Here is a 15,385-nt window from a genome sequence, read left to right on the forward strand (position 1 = left end):
TTCGGTTAACTGGGCGGCGCCCGGTTGCGTGAACGAGGAAGATGGACAGATGAGCACGCCATTGACGCTGGACCTCATCAAACAGGCTCCCAAGGCCCTCCTGCACGACCACCTCGACGGCGGGCTGCGGCCCGCGACGGTGCTGGACCTGGCCGAGCAGACCGGCTATGCGGACCTGCCTGCCACCGACGCCGACGAGTTGGCCACCTTCTTCCGCACCGCCGCCCACAGCGGTTCGCTGGTGCGCTATCTGGAGCCGTTCGCGCACACCGTCGGGGTGATGCAGACACCGGAGGCGCTGCACCGGGTGGCCTACGAGTGTGTCGAAGATCTGGCCGAGGACAACGTGGTCTACGCCGAGGTGCGCTTCGCCCCCGAACTGCATATCGACGGGGGACTGTCCCTCGACGCGGTCGTCGACGCCGTGCTCGACGGGTTCGCCGAGGGGGAGAAGGCCGCCGCCGGTGCCGGTCGCCCCATCGTGGTGCGCTGCCTGGTGACCGCCATGCGGCACGCCGCCCGCTCCCGGGAGATCGCCGAGCTGGCGGTGCGGTTCCGCGACCGCGGGGTCGTCGGTTTCGACATCGCCGGCGCCGAGGCCGGATATCCGCCGAGTCGGCACCTGGACGCCTTCGAGTACATGCGAAGTAACAACGCGCGCTTCACCATTCACGCCGGCGAGGCATTCGGTCTGCCGTCCATCCACGAGGCCATCGCCTTCTGCGGCGCCGACCGGCTCGGCCACGGCGTGCGCATCGCCGACGACATCACGGTGACCGACGACGGCACCTTGGAGCTCGGGCGATTGGCGGCGCTGCTGCGGGACAAGCGAATTCCGTTGGAGCTGTGCCCGAGCTCCAACGTCCAAACCGGCGCGGTGGACAGCATCGCCGAGCACCCGTTCGATCTGCTGGCGCGGGCGCGTTTCCGGGTCACGGTGAACACCGACAACAGGCTGATGAGTGACACCACCATGAGCCAGGAAATGTTGCGCCTGGTCGAAGCGTTCGGTTACGGCTGGAGTGATCTGCTGCGGTTCACGATCAACGCCATGAAGTCGTCGTTCCTGCATTTCGACGAACGGCTGGCGCTGATCGACGGGGTGATCAAACCGCGGTACGCGGTGCTGATCGGCTGACGGTTTGTGGAGTCTCGGCCGTCACCAGCGCGGCTGACTCCACAAAGCACGACTCCACAAATCACTCGGTCCGCAGGCGCGACTCGACGAAGCGCTCCAGCGCCTCCCACTGTTCGACGGCCTTCGCCGTCGAACCCTTGGGCCGCGGCTTGGCGGGATCGAGCACGTGTGCGACGAACGAACCCAGCGGCTGATCGGCGGCCAGCGCCTTGGACACGATGGGGTCCTCGGCGTAGTCGCCGACGTCGTTGAGCAGCTCCAGCGCGAGATCCAGCTGGTCGCGATCCACGGCCTCCGGGCCGTCGGCGATATCGTCGACCAGGCCGGAGAGCACGTAGATGTTCTCGTCGGTGACCTCGACGCGCAGCGACCCGTCGGTGGCGGCGGTGCGGATGATCTCGTAGGAGCTGAACCCGGACAGGTCGCTCTCGTGCTCGTCGGCCAGGTAGCGGGCCAGCGTCCGTTCGGAGCTGAACACGCTGATGCGACCGTTGCGGCCGAGGAAGCGGGCATCGTCGCCGACATAGCAGCGCAGCGTGTACAGGGTTCCGCTGCTGGTGATGATGCGGATCGGATCGATGCCCACCTGGGTCCAGAAGTCGTCGTCGCTGCCGAGGACCTGGCGTTCGGCCTCGGCCTCGAGCGCGTCTTCCTCCTCCTCGGTGTCGACCACGCCCTCGATGACCACGTCCTCGTCGTCGTCCTCGATGAGGATGTCGTCCATCTCGGGGGCGGGTTCATCCAGCTCGGCGGCGGCCTTGGCCGATTCGGCCTGGTTCACCTCGGGTGTGCTGACCAGTTCGTCGATGGTGTCGACCACACCGTCCCAGGCTCGGCCGATCACCGCCTCGATCTCGGTCCAGCGCTTGCGCCCCGCGCGGCCCTCGAAGGCCTCGATACCGCCACCGAGGGTGCCCAGCACCGGGTTGCCGTTGAAGAACTTGGTGATGGTGGGCAGTTCGCACACCGATCCGATGGCCGAGACCAGCGCCAGCGCACCGTGCAGGGTGGCCACCGAATCGGCGGTCGGCTTCTCGGCGACGAGCTCGGGAACCCCGATCAGATCGTGCCGGCGCTCCTCGGTCGGATCGAAGCGGTGCGCGTTGGCCTTGACGAGCTTGGCCCAGGCCGGGTGATCGGTGAGATCGTTGTCATCGTTCGTCCGCACGAACGCGGCGAGGTCGGCGACGGACTCGAAGGCGTATATGTCTTCGTCCTTGCCGAGGAATGCCTCCCATTCGTCACCTGCATCGCGCCAGCGCGGAGCCCACAGGGTGTACAGGTCGCCATTGGTCAGTCCGAGCCGGACCGGCACGATGTCAGCCGCCATGGCGCATAGCGTAACGATGCATGCTGAGCGGTTCCGGGCCACACCCGGCTGGGCGCCGAACCTGTCATGCGGTGGGACGCCAGAAACCCTGGAACCCCTGTCCGGCATTGGTGGTCCGGACGGGGGAGAGTTGGACCGGATCACCCGCCTCGATCATGGTGTTGTTGCCGACGATCATCGCGACGTGACCGTCCCAGACGGCCAGATCGCCGGGGCGCAGCGACCCGGCGTCCACCGCCGCCCCGATGTCCTGTTCCTGGGCCAGCCGCGGGATGTCCAGACCGGCCTCCCGGTAGGCCCACTGCGTCAGCCCGCTGCAGTCCAGCCCGACCCCGGCCGTCGTGCCACCCCATTGGTAGGGCACTCCGAGCTGGGTGAGGGCGTGGCGCACCGCGCCGGCCGCCACCGCATTCGGGGCCGCCACCGTGCTGCCGTCGGGCAGGCGGACGGCCTCGCCCGCACCGAACTGTGCGGCATCCGGCGCCTCGATCTGTCGGTGCGCGGCCAGTACCGCGTCGGCGAGCCCGGAACCCGGACGGGCGCCCCCGGCCCAACCGGTCGCCACCGGACCCAGGCCGGCCGGTGCGAGCGCCGGCGGCGGCGTGCCCAGGTTCTGCGCACCGCCTGCCAGCCGGCCGCGGACATCGCCGACCAACCCGTTTGCGGCGGCGTGGGCACGTTGAGCCTCGTCGGCGACCGCCTCGGCGCCACCGGGCTGGGCCTGCAGGGCCGCGGCACGCGCCTCGAAGTCGGTGATCAGCCGTTCGAGTTCGGCACGCACTGCGGTGACGGTCCCGGCGGCCTCGCCGACCTCGGCGCCCAACGCACCGAGATGCTCGGCGAGGGCGTGCAGTGCATCGGAGACCTCGCGCAGATATCCCGACGCCGCCGTTGCGGCAGGGCCCGACCAGGACTGCGGTAGCGCGTCGGCCAGGCGACCGAGCGCCGCTGCGGTCTCGGACAACCGGGCCCCCAGCACGGCCAGTTCGGCCTCGGGACGCGCGGGCGTGCCCGGCCCGAGCTGTGCGAGCAGATGATGCAGCGGGGTGCTGAGCGCGGTGGGCATGTCAGAGCGCGAGCCGCAGCGCGGACAGCCGGTCGGTGTCCAGATAGTCCGCGGCTGTGCGCGCGGTGGTGTCGCCGGCGGCGCCCAGGGTGGCCGCGAGCCGATGCGTCAGCTGCGCCGCCGCCTCCAGGGCACCGGTGAGGGCGGCAACGAAGTCGGTCCCGACCGGACCGAGCGCGCCGGCGCACACCGCGGCCGCCCCCGGGAGGTCGGCCGCGACCGCGTCGAGGTCGGTGGACAACCGGGCCAGTTCGACGGCCCGGATTCCGATGGTCGCGGTATCAACGAACATGTCGTTATGACGCAGCCGGTGGCGGATCGGTTCCATCCGGTTTCGGGTGCGGGTCCGCCCCCGGTGCCGACTAGTCTCTGTGCCCATGGGTCACCTCAACGTCCAGATCGTCGATCACCCGTTGGCTGCCGCCCGGCTGACCGCCCTGCGCGATGAGCGCACCGACAACGCCGCCTTCCGAGCGGCGTTGCGGGACCTGACCCTGATGCTGGTCTACGAGGCCACCCGCGAGGCGGCGACCGAGTCGATCCCGGTGCGCACCCCGTTGACCGAGACGGCCGGCGCCCGGTTGGCCAACCCGCCGCTGCTGGTGCCGGTGCTGCGGGCCGGGCTGGGCATGGTCGACCAGGCACATGCGCTGATTCCGGAGGCCCAAGTCGGGTTCGTCGGGATCGCCCGCAACGAGGAGACCCACCAGCCCACCCCGTACCTGGCGTCGCTGCCCGACGATCTGCGCGGCCGTTCGGTTTTCGTGCTCGACCCGATGCTGGCCACCGGCGGATCGATGGCCCACACCCTGGGTCTGCTGCGTGACCGCAACGCCGACGACATCACCGCCATCTGCGTGGTGTGCGCGCCCGAAGGTATCGCGGCACTGGAAGAGGCCGCGCCAGGTATCCGACTGATCACCGCGGCCGTGGACGACGGGCTGAACGAGATCGCTTATATCGTCCCGGGATTGGGCGACGCCGGTGACCGGCAGTTCGGTCCGCGCTGAATCCTCAGCGCAGCGGGTCGAATCCGGCAAGTGCCGTCGGTGTCACACCGGTGACGATGGCCTCGGCCAGCAACCGGCCGGTGACGGGGCCCAGCGTCATCCCTTCCATGGCGTGACCGCCTGCGACGAACACCCCTGGTGTGCGGGTGCGCCCCGCCAGCGGCAGGCCGTCGGAGGTCGACGGACGCGAACCCACCCACGCCTCGGTGCGTCGATCCAGGTGTACGCCACGCAGCAGCGGACGCACCGATTCCACGATGGCGGTGATGCGCCGCGGGTCCAGCGGCGACCGGTGCGCTCGGAACTCCATGGTCCCGGCCAGTCGCAGCCGTTCGCCGATCGGGGTGGCGACCACCGAACATCCCGGGAAATAGACCGGGCCGGAGGGTAATTCGTCAGCGGTCACCGAGAAGCTGTAACCGCGGGCCGCACGGATCGGGGTGCGTACCCCGTGCCGCCGGGCGAGGGCAGGCAGGGCGACACCGTTGGCGATCACCACGGCGTCGAACCGTTCGCAGTGCCGCCGACCGTGCACACGGATGCCGTTGCCCTCGGCCGCCACCTCGCGCACCGGCCAGCGTTCGCGCAGCACCCCGCCACGTCGGACGACCGAATCGGCAAGGGCGGCAGTGTATCCAGGTGGATCGAGGAAACGCTGTCCGTGCAGCGACAAGGTCGAGCGGACCCGATCGGACAGGATCGGCGCGAGTCGGCGGGCCTGGTCGAGCGCCAGTGGTTCGACGTCGACGCGTTGGCCCAGCTCGGTGAGCCGCTGCGCCTCGGCAACCATCGCGGCGGCACCCGACGGGTCGGCGTAGGCGTAGACCAACGGATCGGCCTCGGCGATCGGCCCGTCGACCCCACCGGCGGCCAGCTCGTCGAAGGCCGGTAGCGCCAGCGCATTGACTCCCAGCAGGCTGTGCAGACCGGCGCGCCACCGAGCCGGTGTGCTGTGGCGGGCGAACCTCAGCAGGAATCTCCACAGACCCGGGTCGATCCGTGGCGGGATGAACAGCGGTGAGTTCGGCCGCAGCAATCCACGCAAGCCGTGCACCAGCATCGCCGGATCGGTCAGCGGTGTGCTCAGACTGGGCGCCACCCATCCGGCGTTACCCCAGGAGGCCCCCGATCCCGCGGTCGCCTCGTCGAACACCGTCACCCGCACCCCGTGGCTCTGCAGGAACCAGGCCGTCGACAGGCCCACCATCCCGGCGCCGACGACGGCGACGTCGGCGATGTCGGCCTCACTCACCGGCCGGATGCCCCACGGTGTCGGCGGCGATGCGGGCCTGGATGCGCGGCCGCAGGAACCAACGGTAGATGGCATAACACGCCGGTGCCATGCCCAGGCCGAGGATCAGTGAAAGCCGTTGGGTGCCATCGAAGGCCATCGCGATGAAGACCGCGATGTTCATGACGATGACCAGGATCGGCGCCGCCGGGAAGAACGGTGCCGCGTACGGAAGGTGTTCGACGCTGTTACCCGCCGCAATGTAGCGGCGGCGGAACCGCAGCTGCGCCCAGGCGATCGTCATCCAGGTCAGTGCGCCGCCCACGCCGCTGACCGAGATCAGGAACACGAACAGGGTGTCGGCGGCAACCACGCTCGACAGCAGGGAGAGCAGGCCGAACGCCACGGTCACCACGAGCGCGACGATCGGGATGCCCCGAGACGTGGTGACGCCGAACATCTTCGGCGCGGCCTGTTCCTTGGACATCGACCACAGGATGCGGGTGCACATGTACAGGCCGGTGTTGCCGACGGACAGGATCGCCACGAGCACGACGAAGTTCATCAGGCTGGCGGCATAGGGGATCCCCATAGCGGAGAAGACGGTGACGAAGGGGCTTTCGTCGAGCCCGAGCTGATTCCACGGGATGAGGGCGGTCAGCACCAGGATGGCGCCCATGTAGAGGAACACAAGTCGGAACACGATGGTGCGCACCGCGCGTGGCACAGCCTTGCGCGGATTCTCGGTCTCGCCGGCGGCAACGCCCATCACCTCTGAACCCATGAAGGTGTAGACGACGGTCATCATCACGGCAAGGACGGCGCCGAGGCCGGTGGGGAAGAGGCCGCCGTGATCGGTGAAGTTGGACAGCAGGGGAGCGGGCTGGCCCTGCAGGGGGATGACGCCGAACACGGCCAGACCGCCGAGGACGATGAATGCGCCGACGGCGAGAACCTTGATCGCCGCCAGTGCGTACTCCGTCTCGGCGAACGAGCGGGCCGTGAAACAGTTCACCAGGAACAGCACCACGATGAAGATGGCGGAGAAAATCCAGGTCGGCACGTCGGGGAACCAGAACTTCATCGCGATTCCGGCCGCCAGGAATTCCAGTCCGATGAAGCTGGCCCAGCTGACCCAGTAGATCCAGCCGATGGCGAATCCTGCTTCGGGGCTGATGAATCGGGTGGCGTGGGCCTGGAACGACCCGGACACCGGCATCACCGCGGACAGCTCACCCAGGCAGATCATGGTCAGATACAGCAGCAGGCCGCCGACGCAGTAGGCGATGAGCGTGCTGCCCGGGCCCGCACTGCCGATCACCTGGCCGGTGCCGAGGAAAAGTCCGGTGCCGATGACGCCGGCCAGCGTGATCATGAACAGGTGCCGACTCTTCAGGACCCGCTTGAGCTGTTCGCCGGGGGTCTCGGCGGGGTGGTCGGCAGTGTGCAGCTCCAGCCATTCTTCGGCGGCGCGGCGCCTGGCGGACTCGCCAGAGTCCAGCGGTGGCGTTGTCGGCACGTTGGGCACTCCTCAGGGTACGTAGGCCGCCGACGGCGACCTGTGTGAGAACCACGATTGACTGACTAGTCGAACAGTCAGTGATACGTAGATTGAGGGCTGCATCACACTCTGTCAACCCTGTGACGAGAAAAGCCTGCGTGCAGTCGGTGCCCGAGGCGGGCGGGACGCGTCCGAACCAGCTGCGATGGGCCGTGCTCGACGCGGTACGGTGCGGCAATGAGCCGAGGGCAGCGACAGGCGCCGGGTCGCTATGACGACATCGTCACGGCGACGGTCGACCTCATCACCGAGCACGGGGTGGGGCGATTGCGCGCCGCGGATATCGCCAAGCAGCTCGGTGTGAGTACCGGCCTGATCTTCTACCACTTCGAGAACCTGGAGAACCTGGTGGAACGCGCCTTCGCCGCGGCCGCCGAGCGTGACCTGGCCAATCTGCAGAAGGCGCTGACCGCTGTCGATGGCAAACCGCACAGCATCCGGTTGCGGGAGGTGTTGCGCGAATACGGCCCGACGGGCACCGCGACCGGGTGGCGGCTGTGGATCGAGTCGTGGTCGGCCGGTCTGCGGGAACCCGACCTGCGCAAGGTGATCCAGGGCCTGGACATCCGCTGGCGGCAGACGGTCGCCCAGATCGTCGCCGAGGGAGTCGGTGCCGGCGAGTTCCACACCCCGGATGTGCAGGGCGCCGCCTGGCGGCTGACCTCGCTGCTCGACGGGCTGGCCGTGCAGGCCGTCGCCCTGGACGGGGCGATCTCGGCCGATGAGATCCATCGTTGGATGGACGCGGCGATCGACATGGAGCTCGGCACCTCGGTCTCCGGCAGCTGACCCACGCCGCAATCACGGCCTTGACGTGATCTGTCACACTCTGCATACTGACTGCTCAGTCAGTCAGAAAATCGTGGAGGTTGTCATGTCCCTGTCGCTGCCCAACGCCCTCGGCGCCAACGATTCCGTGGACGACGCAGCGGTCTTCGAGGCCACCTGGACCGATCCGCAGACCGGTGCGCGCGGATACCTGGTGCTCGACCGGCTGGTCCGCGGTGTCAGCAGCGGCGGTCTGCGCATGCGCAAGGGCTGCACCCTCGACGAGGTGCGGGGTCTGGCCCGCGGCATGACGCTCAAGGAGGCCATCCACTACGAGGACGGCGCGCACTACGTCCCCCTCGGCGGAGCCAAGGGCGGCATCGACTTCGACTCCGCCGATCCCGAGGCCGATGCGGTGCTCTTTCGCTATCTGGAAGCCATGAAGCCGCTCATCGAACAGCGTTGGACGATGGGCGAGGACCTCGGCGTACGCCAGGAGACCGTCGACAAATGCATCGCGCAGCTGGGACTGAACAGCTCGGTGGATGCGGCCTACCGCCTGCTCGAGGACAAGGACGCGGCCACAGAACGCATGCGGACCGCCTTCGGCACCGACGTCGACGGCGTCAAGCTCGACGAGCTGGTCGGTGGTTACGGGGTGGCCGAAGCGGCGCTGGCCGCCATGGCCGAGCGCGGACTCGAGCCCGAAGGCGCGAGCGTCTTCGTCCAGGGCTTCGGTTCCATGGGTGGGGCCACGGCGCGCTACCTGCATCGCGCCGGGGTCCGGGTGGTCGGCATCGCAGACGTGCACGGCGTGGTGGCCAATCCGGCGGGCCTGGACGTGGAGCGTCTGCTGCTGACCCGCACCCCGAGCGGGGCGGTGGACCGCGAGCAACTGCGCGCCGAGGACACCGAGCTGGCCGGTGACCAGTGGCTGGCGGTGCCCGCCGATGTGTTGGTGCCCGCCGCGACGTCCTACTGCATCAACGCCGACAACCAGTCCCAGGTCGGGTCGGCACTCGTGGTGGAAGCGGCCAACATGCCGGTCCTGCCCGATGCCGAGGCGGAGATGACCGCGCGCGGCATCGTCGTGGTCCCCGACTTCGTCGCCAACTCGGCGACCAACGCCTGGTGGTGGTGGGTGCTCTTCGGTGATATCGACGGCACCGCGACGCAGTCCTTCGACAAGATTTCACGCCGCATGCGTGAGCTGAGCGCGGAAATGTTCGCGCTGTCGCGAGAGCGCGGCGTCAGCGCCCGCGCCGCAGCCTACGAGCTGGCAACCCAGCGACTGGAAAAGCTCACCAGCCAGTACCCGTCCTGACCGCATCCCGTCGAAACCCAGGAGCACACGTCATGCCCGAGGACAGTCCACGGCCCGGTACCGGGTTGACCGTCTTTCACGACCCGGCCTCCGTCGCGGTCGTGGGCGCCAGCGCCGACCCGGCCAAATGGGGGCACTGGCTGGCTCGCGGCGCCCTGCGCGGAGCAGCGCGCCGCGATGTCTATCTGGTCAACGCATCCGGTCGGCCGGTGCTGGACACCGAAACCCATGCGAGCCTTGGTGATCTGCCCGCCGTGCCCGAGCTGGTGGCGCTGTGCGTGCCCGCCGCGCACGTCGGCGCGATCGTCGACGAGGGGTTGGCGCTGGGTGTGCGGGGATTCCTCGGCATCACCGCGGGGGTGCCCGACGAGGCCGCGCTGGCGGCACGGGTCCGCGCCTCGGGTGCGCGGCTGATCGGGATGAACAGTCTCGGCCTCTACGACGCCGGCACCGATCTGCACCTCGCATGGGGCGACTTCGCCCCGGGTGCGATCGCCGTGGTTTCCCAGAGCGGGCAGCTCGGCTCCGAGATCGCGATTCTGGCAGCCCGTGCCGGCCTTGGTATTTCGCGGTTCTACTCGATCGGTAACCAGTCCGATGTGCGTGCCGTGGATGTGCTGGCCGACCTCGTGCAGGACGACACCACCCGGGTCGTGGCGCTGTACCTGGAGAGCTTCGCCGGCGGGCGGGACATCGTGGCCGCGCTCGCCGCGCTGCGGTCGGCCGGCAAGCACGTACTCCTGCTGACCGTCGGAGCCAGCGCTGCCAGCAGCCGGCTGGCGCGTTCGCACACCGGATCACTGACCTCGGGCACCGATATCGTCGACGCGGCCGCGCGGGCCGCCGCCGCGGTGCGGGTCGCCACCCCCACCGAGCTGATCGACGTGGCCAGGGTGCTGCTCAGCGGCATGCTGCCGGAGGGCAACCGGGTCGCCATCGTCGGTGACAGCGGCGGTCAGACCGGGATCGCCGCCGATGTGGCCGCCGCCGCGCAGCTCGAGATCCCCGAACTCGCCACCGATCTGCAGAACGAGCTCGGCCACCGCCTGCCGGCCGGGGCGGCGGTGAGCAACCCCGTCGACCTGGCCGGTGCCGGCGAGCAGGATCTGTTCTCCTATGCCGAGGTCACCGAATTGCTGCTGGGTTCGCCGGATATCGATGCGTTGGTGCTCACCGGCTACTTCGGCACCTACGGTGCGGATGCGGCGTCGCTGGTCGACCGCGAGCTGCAGGTCTGTGCGCGTCTCGGGGACATTGCCAAGCGCAGCGGTAAACCCCTTGTGGTGCACAGCATGTCCACCGATACCGTGGCCGTCGATGCGTTGTCCGAAAACGGTGTCCCGGTCTACGCGGGTATCGACACGGCGCTGCGGGCGTTGAGCCACGCCCGGCGATTGCACCGCAACCCCCGCCCGCTGCCGGCCGTCACGCCGAGTGCCACCACTGCGGACCTGCACCCCGGTTACCCCGGCGCACGCGATCTGCTCGCCTCCGCCGGCATCGCATTCCCGGCCGCCGAGATCGTGCGGTCGGCCGACGATCTGCCCGCCGCCTGCGTCCGGCTGAGCGCGCCGTACGTGCTCAAGGCGGGCTGGCTGGAACACAAGAGCGAAATGGGTGGCGTGCGAGTCGGTCTGGCGACACCACAACAACTCGCCGACGCCTTCGCGGAGATGGCGGGCCGGCTCGGTGCCGGTGACTACGTGATCGAGGAACTCGACACCCGACGCGACGTGGTCGAGGTGCTGGTCGGCGCACGCCGCGACCCCGACCTCGGTGCCGTCGTGGTCGTCGGCGCCGGCGGCACCGAAGCCGAGCTCTACCGAGACGTCGCCCTTGAGCTGGCCCCGGTGGACACGGCCACCGCGCACGACATGTTGCGCAGGCTGCAATGCGCGGCCCTGCTCGACGGCTGGCGCGGCAAACCTGCCGTCGACACGGCGGCACTGGCCGACGTGGTGGTCGCCGTCTCCGAGTTGGCCGCCGCCCGTGGCGATATCACCGAAATCGAGATCAATCCCGTTCGGGTGGCTCCCACCGGCGCGCTCGCCGTCGATGCCCTCGTCATCTCGACCACCTCCGACGAAAAGGAACTTGTCTGTGAACACCCTGGTCGATAGCCGCACCGAATTCAGCGGGCGGGTCGCGCTGGTGACCGGCGGGGGATCCGGCATCGGCCGGGCCATCGCGGTGCGCTGGGGCGCCGCGGGCGGGACGGTGGCCGTCCTCGGCCGCCGTGAGGAGGCACTCGCCGAGACCGTCGCCCTCGTGGAACAGGCCGGCGGCACCGGTATCGCGTTGGAATCCTGCGATGTTCGTGACCACGCCGCGGTCACCGATACCGTCGACGCCCTCGTGGCACGCACCGGCAGGCTGGATGCCTTGGTCAACAACGCCGCGGGCAACTTCGTCGTACCTGGTGAAGTGTTGTCACCCGGCGGGTTCAAGGCGGTGATCGACATCGTGCTCAACGGGACGTTCCACTGCACCCGGGCCGCTGCGACCCACATGCTGGCCGCCGGATCGGGCTCCATCCTCAACGTCATCGCCACCTACGCCTGGCACGGCCACCCCGGCACCGTGCACAGCGCCGCCGCCAAGGCCGGCGTGGTGGCCATGAGCCGCACCCTGGCCGTCGAATGGGCCGCTCGCGGCGTACGGATCAACTGCATCGCCCCCGGACCCACCGAGACCGCCGGGGCCGGGGCGGCCCTGTGGCCCAACGACAAAGCCCGCGCCCACGTCCTGGACAGCGTGCCGGCCGCCCGGTTCGCCGCACCCGAGGAGATCGCCGAGTCCGCGGCATTCCTGCTCAGCCGGCGCGCCGACTACGTCACCGGCGAAGTCCTGGTCGTCGACGGCGGCCAGTGGCTTGGCAAGTCCATCTACACCGACCCGGAGAAGGACGCATGAGCACCGACCACACAACCGACACCCCGCGCAGCGGGGGAACCGCGCTCGTCGCGGCGCTGCGCCACCACGGCGTCGACACCGTCTTCGGCATCCCCGGAACGCACAACCTGCCCATCTACGCCGGCCTGCACGGCAGTGGCATCACCCATGTCCTGCCCCGCCACGAACAGGGTGCGGGTTACGCCGCCGACGGCTACGCCCGGGTCACCGGACGGCCCGGTGTCGTCATCACGACCACCGGTCCGGCCATCCTCAACGCCGCAGCCGCTGCGGCACAGGCATATTCGGACTCCATTCCGGTGCTGTTCATCGCTCCCGGGCTGCCGGTCGGGCATCCGGGGCTGGGCAACGGCTATCTGCACGAGGTCAGGGATCAGTTCCAGGCGATGGCCGCCGTCGTCGGCCACGCCCAACGGGTGACCAGTGCGGCAGAGATTCCGCTGGCCGTCGCCCAGTGCTTCGCCGCGATGACCGCCGGCCGTCCCCGGCCGGCGTACCTGGAGATCCCGCTGGATCTGCTGGATGCCGATGCCGGTGACAGCGCACCGGTGTCGGTTCCCGCGCTCCCGGTGCGCCCGGCAGCGGAATCCATCCGGGCGGCCGTCGAACTGCTCTCCGGTTCGGCCCGTCCGTTGCTGATCGTCGGTGGCGGTGCCAGTGCGGCATCCGAGGAGGTCACCGCGATCGCCACCCGGCTGGCGGCCCCGGTCATCACCACCACCAACGGCAAAGGTGTTCTGCCCGAATCGCATCCGCTCGCGCTGGGTGCCGGCGTCCAACATCCGACGGTCAGTGCATTGGTGGCCGATGCCGATGTGATCCTGGCGGTCGGTACCGAGCTGGCGCCCTCGGATTGGTGGTGGGGGCCCATCGCCGCGGACAGCACCGTGATCCGGGTGGACATCGATCCCACCGCGGTGCTGACCAATATCGTTCCGGCCGCCGCGCTGGTCGGCGACGCGGCGGAGACGCTGCGCCACGTGGTCGATGCGCTGACGGACATGCCGGACCGTGGCGATGGCCGGGACCGAGCCGCGCACTGGCGGGAGCTGTTGCGCGCCGACGCGCGTCGCGAGGGCGCGGCCTATCTGGAGCTGTGCGAGGCATTGTCGGCGGCGTTGGACGACACCGCGGTGATCGCCGGGGACAGCGCCATGGTGTGCTACTACGGCGCGCTGTCCAATATCGCCCTGCAGCAACCGCGGTCGTTCCTGTACCCGACCGGCCTCGGCACCCTGGGCTACGGTCTGCCCGCGGCCATCGGGGCGAAAATCGGCGCCCCGCAACGTCAGGTGGTCGCACTGCTCGGCGACGGTGGCGTCATGTTCACCATCGCCGAACTCGCTGCCGCCGCGCAGGCGGGCCTGCCTCTGCCGATCGTGATCGCCGACAACGGTGGCTACGGCGAGATCCGCGACGAGATGATCGACCGTGGCGACACCGCGCACGCCGTGGACATCGACAGCCCCGACTTCGCCGCGCTGGCAAGGGCACTGGGCTGTCATGGACAAGCCCTGGACTCGGTGTCCGGACTGACCGCGGCCGTCACCGAGGCGCTGCACCGGGACCGGCCCACCGTCATCCACGTGCGGGTCGGAGCGCCCGCCGCATGAACTATTTCTACGATGCGGTGCTCATCGACGGTCGGTGGCAGCGTCGCGACACCCGGCCGGTGTGCGACCCGGCGACCGAACAGGTCATCGGTTCGGCGGCGGTGGGTACCGCGGCCGATGTCGATGCCGCCGCCGAGGCCGCCCACCGACGTGCTCGGCAGTGGGGCACAACCTCGCATGGGGCCCGCGGCGACATGCTGGCGGCGTTGCGCCGTGAACTGGTGGCCATCCGGGACACCCTGATCGACGCCACCGTCGCCGAGGTGGGTGCCCCGCTGGCGGTCGCCGAGGCCGCCCATGTCGACCTGGCGATCGAGATCATCGCCGGGTTCGAGAATCTGATCCGGGAGCAGCCCGCCACCACCCGGATCGGTAACTCGACGATCCTGCGCCGACCCACCGGCGTCGTCGGCTGCATCACCCCATGGAACTATCCGCTCTACCAGTTGGCGGCCAAGGTCGGCGCCGCACTGGCCGCGGGATGCACGACGGTGATCAAGCCCGCCGAACTGACACCCTTGAGCACCTACCTGTTCTGCGCCGCCGCGACCGCCGCGGGGGTGCCCGACGGAGTGCTCAACCTGGTTCCCGGCGCGGGCACAGTGGTCGGTGGCGCGATCGTCGAACATCCGCTGATCGACGTGGTGTCGTTCACCGGGTCGACCGCCGTGGGGCGGAGCGTCGCCGAGACCGCCGGTCGGCGCATCGCGCGCGCGTGCCTGGAGTTGGGCGGCAAATCGGCCAGCATCGTCTGCGAGGACGCCGATCTGGAGGCGGCCGTCACCGCCACCGTGGACTCGGCCACCTTCAACAGCGGGCAGACGTGCAGCGCCTGGACCCGGCTGCTGGTACCACGCATGCGGTACGCGCAGGCCGTGGCCATCGCCGCCGCGCAGGCCGAGACGCTGGTCGTCGGCGATCCACGAGCCACGGGAACACAACTGGGGCCGCTGATCTCGGCGCGCCAGCGTGAGACCGTGGCCACCATGGTCGACGACGCATGCGCCCGTGGCGCGCAGCGGATCGCCGGGCACACCGGCCGCATTGCCGATCGCGGCCACTACATCCGGCCGATCGTGCTCGGCGATGTCGACCGCAACGATCCCATCGCGCGCGACGAGGTCTTCGGTCCGGTGCTGGTGGTCCTGCCGCACGACGGTGACGACGACGCCGTCGAGGCCGCCAACGACAGCCGGTACGGGCTCGCCGGAGCGGTCTGGTCCGGTGACGAGGACCGGGCCATGGCACTGGCGGCCCGCCTCGATACCGGTCAGGTGGACATCAACGGAGCCGACTTCAACCCGCTAGCGCCGTTCGGCGGCTGGAAGGAATCCGGGCTGGGCCGTGAACTCGGCCGACTCGGCATCGACGAATTCATCGAGTACACCGCGGTTCAACGCTGACCGCTGCTTGTGCAGGCTTCCCCTATCT

General features: G+C 69.5%; 13 protein-coding genes. 8 read left to right on the forward strand and 5 right to left on the reverse strand.

Translation table 11 applies throughout. From position 1 onward, the window contains the following. The first annotated feature begins 49 nt into the window (after positions 1 to 49). On the forward strand, positions 50 to 1,138 hold the full coding sequence (locus tag FBY28_RS19765; protein WP_141869016.1) for an adenosine deaminase: 1,089 nt from the start codon (positions 50 to 52) through the stop codon (positions 1,136 to 1,138). Between the two features lie 61 nt (positions 1,139 to 1,199). Here the strand turns inward: FBY28_RS19765 and satS are convergent, their stop codons facing one another. The 3 genes from satS to FBY28_RS19780 form a co-directional block, all read right to left on the reverse strand. Next, positions 1,200 to 2,468, reverse strand: coding sequence for a protein export chaperone SatS (gene satS / locus FBY28_RS19770; RefSeq protein WP_141869017.1), 1,269 nt, complete (start codon positions 2,466 to 2,468; stop codon positions 1,200 to 1,202). A 64-nt stretch (positions 2,469 to 2,532) separates the two neighbouring features. Next, complete coding sequence (locus FBY28_RS19775) at positions 2,533 to 3,534, reverse strand: C40 family peptidase (protein WP_141869018.1); 1,002 nt, start codon at positions 3,532 to 3,534, stop codon at positions 2,533 to 2,535. Between the two features lies 1 nt (position 3,535). Then, on the reverse strand, positions 3,536 to 3,826 hold the full coding sequence (locus FBY28_RS19780) for a hypothetical protein (RefSeq protein ID WP_141869019.1): 291 nt from the start codon (positions 3,824 to 3,826) through the stop codon (positions 3,536 to 3,538). Positions 3,827 to 3,911: 85 nt separating this feature from the next. Between FBY28_RS19780 and upp the strand changes: the two genes are divergently transcribed. Further along, the gene (gene upp, locus FBY28_RS19785; RefSeq protein WP_141869020.1) at positions 3,912 to 4,544 is read left to right on the forward strand and encodes a uracil phosphoribosyltransferase; all 633 of its coding nucleotides are present in this window, start codon (positions 3,912 to 3,914) and stop codon (positions 4,542 to 4,544) included. Positions 4,545 to 4,548: 4 nt separating this feature from the next. Here the strand turns inward: upp and FBY28_RS19790 are convergent, their stop codons facing one another. Next, positions 4,549 to 5,796, reverse strand: coding sequence for an NAD(P)/FAD-dependent oxidoreductase (locus FBY28_RS19790; protein WP_286178280.1), 1,248 nt, complete (start codon positions 5,794 to 5,796; stop codon positions 4,549 to 4,551). Then, the gene (locus FBY28_RS19795) at positions 5,789 to 7,294 is read right to left on the reverse strand and encodes an amino acid permease (protein ID WP_286178282.1); all 1,506 of its coding nucleotides are present in this window, start codon (positions 7,292 to 7,294) and stop codon (positions 5,789 to 5,791) included. The genes FBY28_RS19790 and FBY28_RS19795 overlap by 8 nt, the downstream gene beginning before the upstream one ends. Before the next feature lie 219 nt (positions 7,295 to 7,513). Here FBY28_RS19795 and FBY28_RS19800 point away from each other — a divergent pair, with 219 nt between their 5' ends. From FBY28_RS19800 to FBY28_RS19825, 6 genes are all read left to right on the forward strand, one after another. Continuing rightward, the gene (locus FBY28_RS19800; RefSeq protein ID WP_141869022.1) at positions 7,514 to 8,125 is read left to right on the forward strand and encodes a TetR/AcrR family transcriptional regulator; all 612 of its coding nucleotides are present in this window, start codon (positions 7,514 to 7,516) and stop codon (positions 8,123 to 8,125) included. 85 nt (positions 8,126 to 8,210) lie between these two features. Next, a complete protein-coding gene (locus tag FBY28_RS19805) occupies positions 8,211 to 9,428 on the forward strand; it encodes a Glu/Leu/Phe/Val dehydrogenase dimerization domain-containing protein (RefSeq protein WP_141869023.1) in 1,218 nt (405 codons plus the stop codon). 32 nt (positions 9,429 to 9,460) lie between these two features. Then, positions 9,461 to 11,548, forward strand: a complete 2,088-nt coding sequence (locus tag FBY28_RS19810) for an acetate--CoA ligase family protein (protein WP_141869024.1) — start codon at positions 9,461 to 9,463, stop codon at positions 11,546 to 11,548. After that, the gene (locus tag FBY28_RS19815) at positions 11,529 to 12,341 is read left to right on the forward strand and encodes an SDR family oxidoreductase (RefSeq protein WP_216847837.1); all 813 of its coding nucleotides are present in this window, start codon (positions 11,529 to 11,531) and stop codon (positions 12,339 to 12,341) included. Before FBY28_RS19810 ends, FBY28_RS19815 begins: the two co-directional genes overlap by 20 nt. Continuing rightward, positions 12,338 to 13,954 (forward strand): thiamine pyrophosphate-binding protein, encoded by a 1,617-nt coding sequence (locus FBY28_RS19820; protein ID WP_141869026.1) that lies wholly within the window; start codon positions 12,338 to 12,340, stop codon positions 13,952 to 13,954. Before FBY28_RS19815 ends, FBY28_RS19820 begins: the two co-directional genes overlap by 4 nt. Continuing rightward, complete coding sequence (locus FBY28_RS19825; protein ID WP_141869027.1) at positions 13,951 to 15,357, forward strand: aldehyde dehydrogenase family protein; 1,407 nt, start codon at positions 13,951 to 13,953, stop codon at positions 15,355 to 15,357. Before FBY28_RS19820 ends, FBY28_RS19825 begins: the two co-directional genes overlap by 4 nt. Positions 15,358 to 15,385: the final 28 nt, after the last annotated feature.

The organism is Arthrobacter sp. SLBN-53 (assembly GCF_006715585.1).
Lineage (GTDB): Bacteria > Actinomycetota > Actinomycetes > Mycobacteriales > Mycobacteriaceae > Mycobacterium > Mycobacterium neoaurum_A.

Bases quoted from the DNA above. Each gene is read 5' to 3' on its own strand.
- FBY28_RS19800 (WP_141869022.1), top strand. From the start codon at position 7,514: ATGAGCCGAGGGCAGCGACAGGCGCCGGGTCGCTATGACGACATCGTC.
- FBY28_RS19810 (WP_141869024.1), top strand. From the start codon at position 9,461: ATGCCCGAGGACAGTCCACGGCCCGGTACCGGGTTGACCGTCTTTCAC.
- FBY28_RS19820 (WP_141869026.1), top strand. From the start codon at position 12,338: ATGAGCACCGACCACACAACCGACACCCCGCGCAGCGGGGGAACCGCG.
- upp (WP_141869020.1), top strand. From the start codon at position 3,912: ATGGGTCACCTCAACGTCCAGATCGTCGATCACCCGTTGGCTGCCGCC.
- FBY28_RS19780 (WP_141869019.1), bottom strand. From the start codon at position 3,826: ATGTTCGTTGATACCGCGACCATCGGAATCCGGGCCGTCGAACTGGCC.
- FBY28_RS19765 (WP_141869016.1), top strand. From the start codon at position 50: ATGAGCACGCCATTGACGCTGGACCTCATCAAACAGGCTCCCAAGGCC.
- FBY28_RS19825 (WP_141869027.1), top strand. From the start codon at position 13,951: ATGAACTATTTCTACGATGCGGTGCTCATCGACGGTCGGTGGCAGCGT.
- FBY28_RS19775 (WP_141869018.1), bottom strand. From the start codon at position 3,534: ATGCCCACCGCGCTCAGCACCCCGCTGCATCATCTGCTCGCACAGCTC.
- satS (WP_141869017.1), bottom strand. From the start codon at position 2,468: ATGGCGGCTGACATCGTGCCGGTCCGGCTCGGACTGACCAATGGCGAC.
- FBY28_RS19805 (WP_141869023.1), top strand. From the start codon at position 8,211: ATGTCCCTGTCGCTGCCCAACGCCCTCGGCGCCAACGATTCCGTGGAC.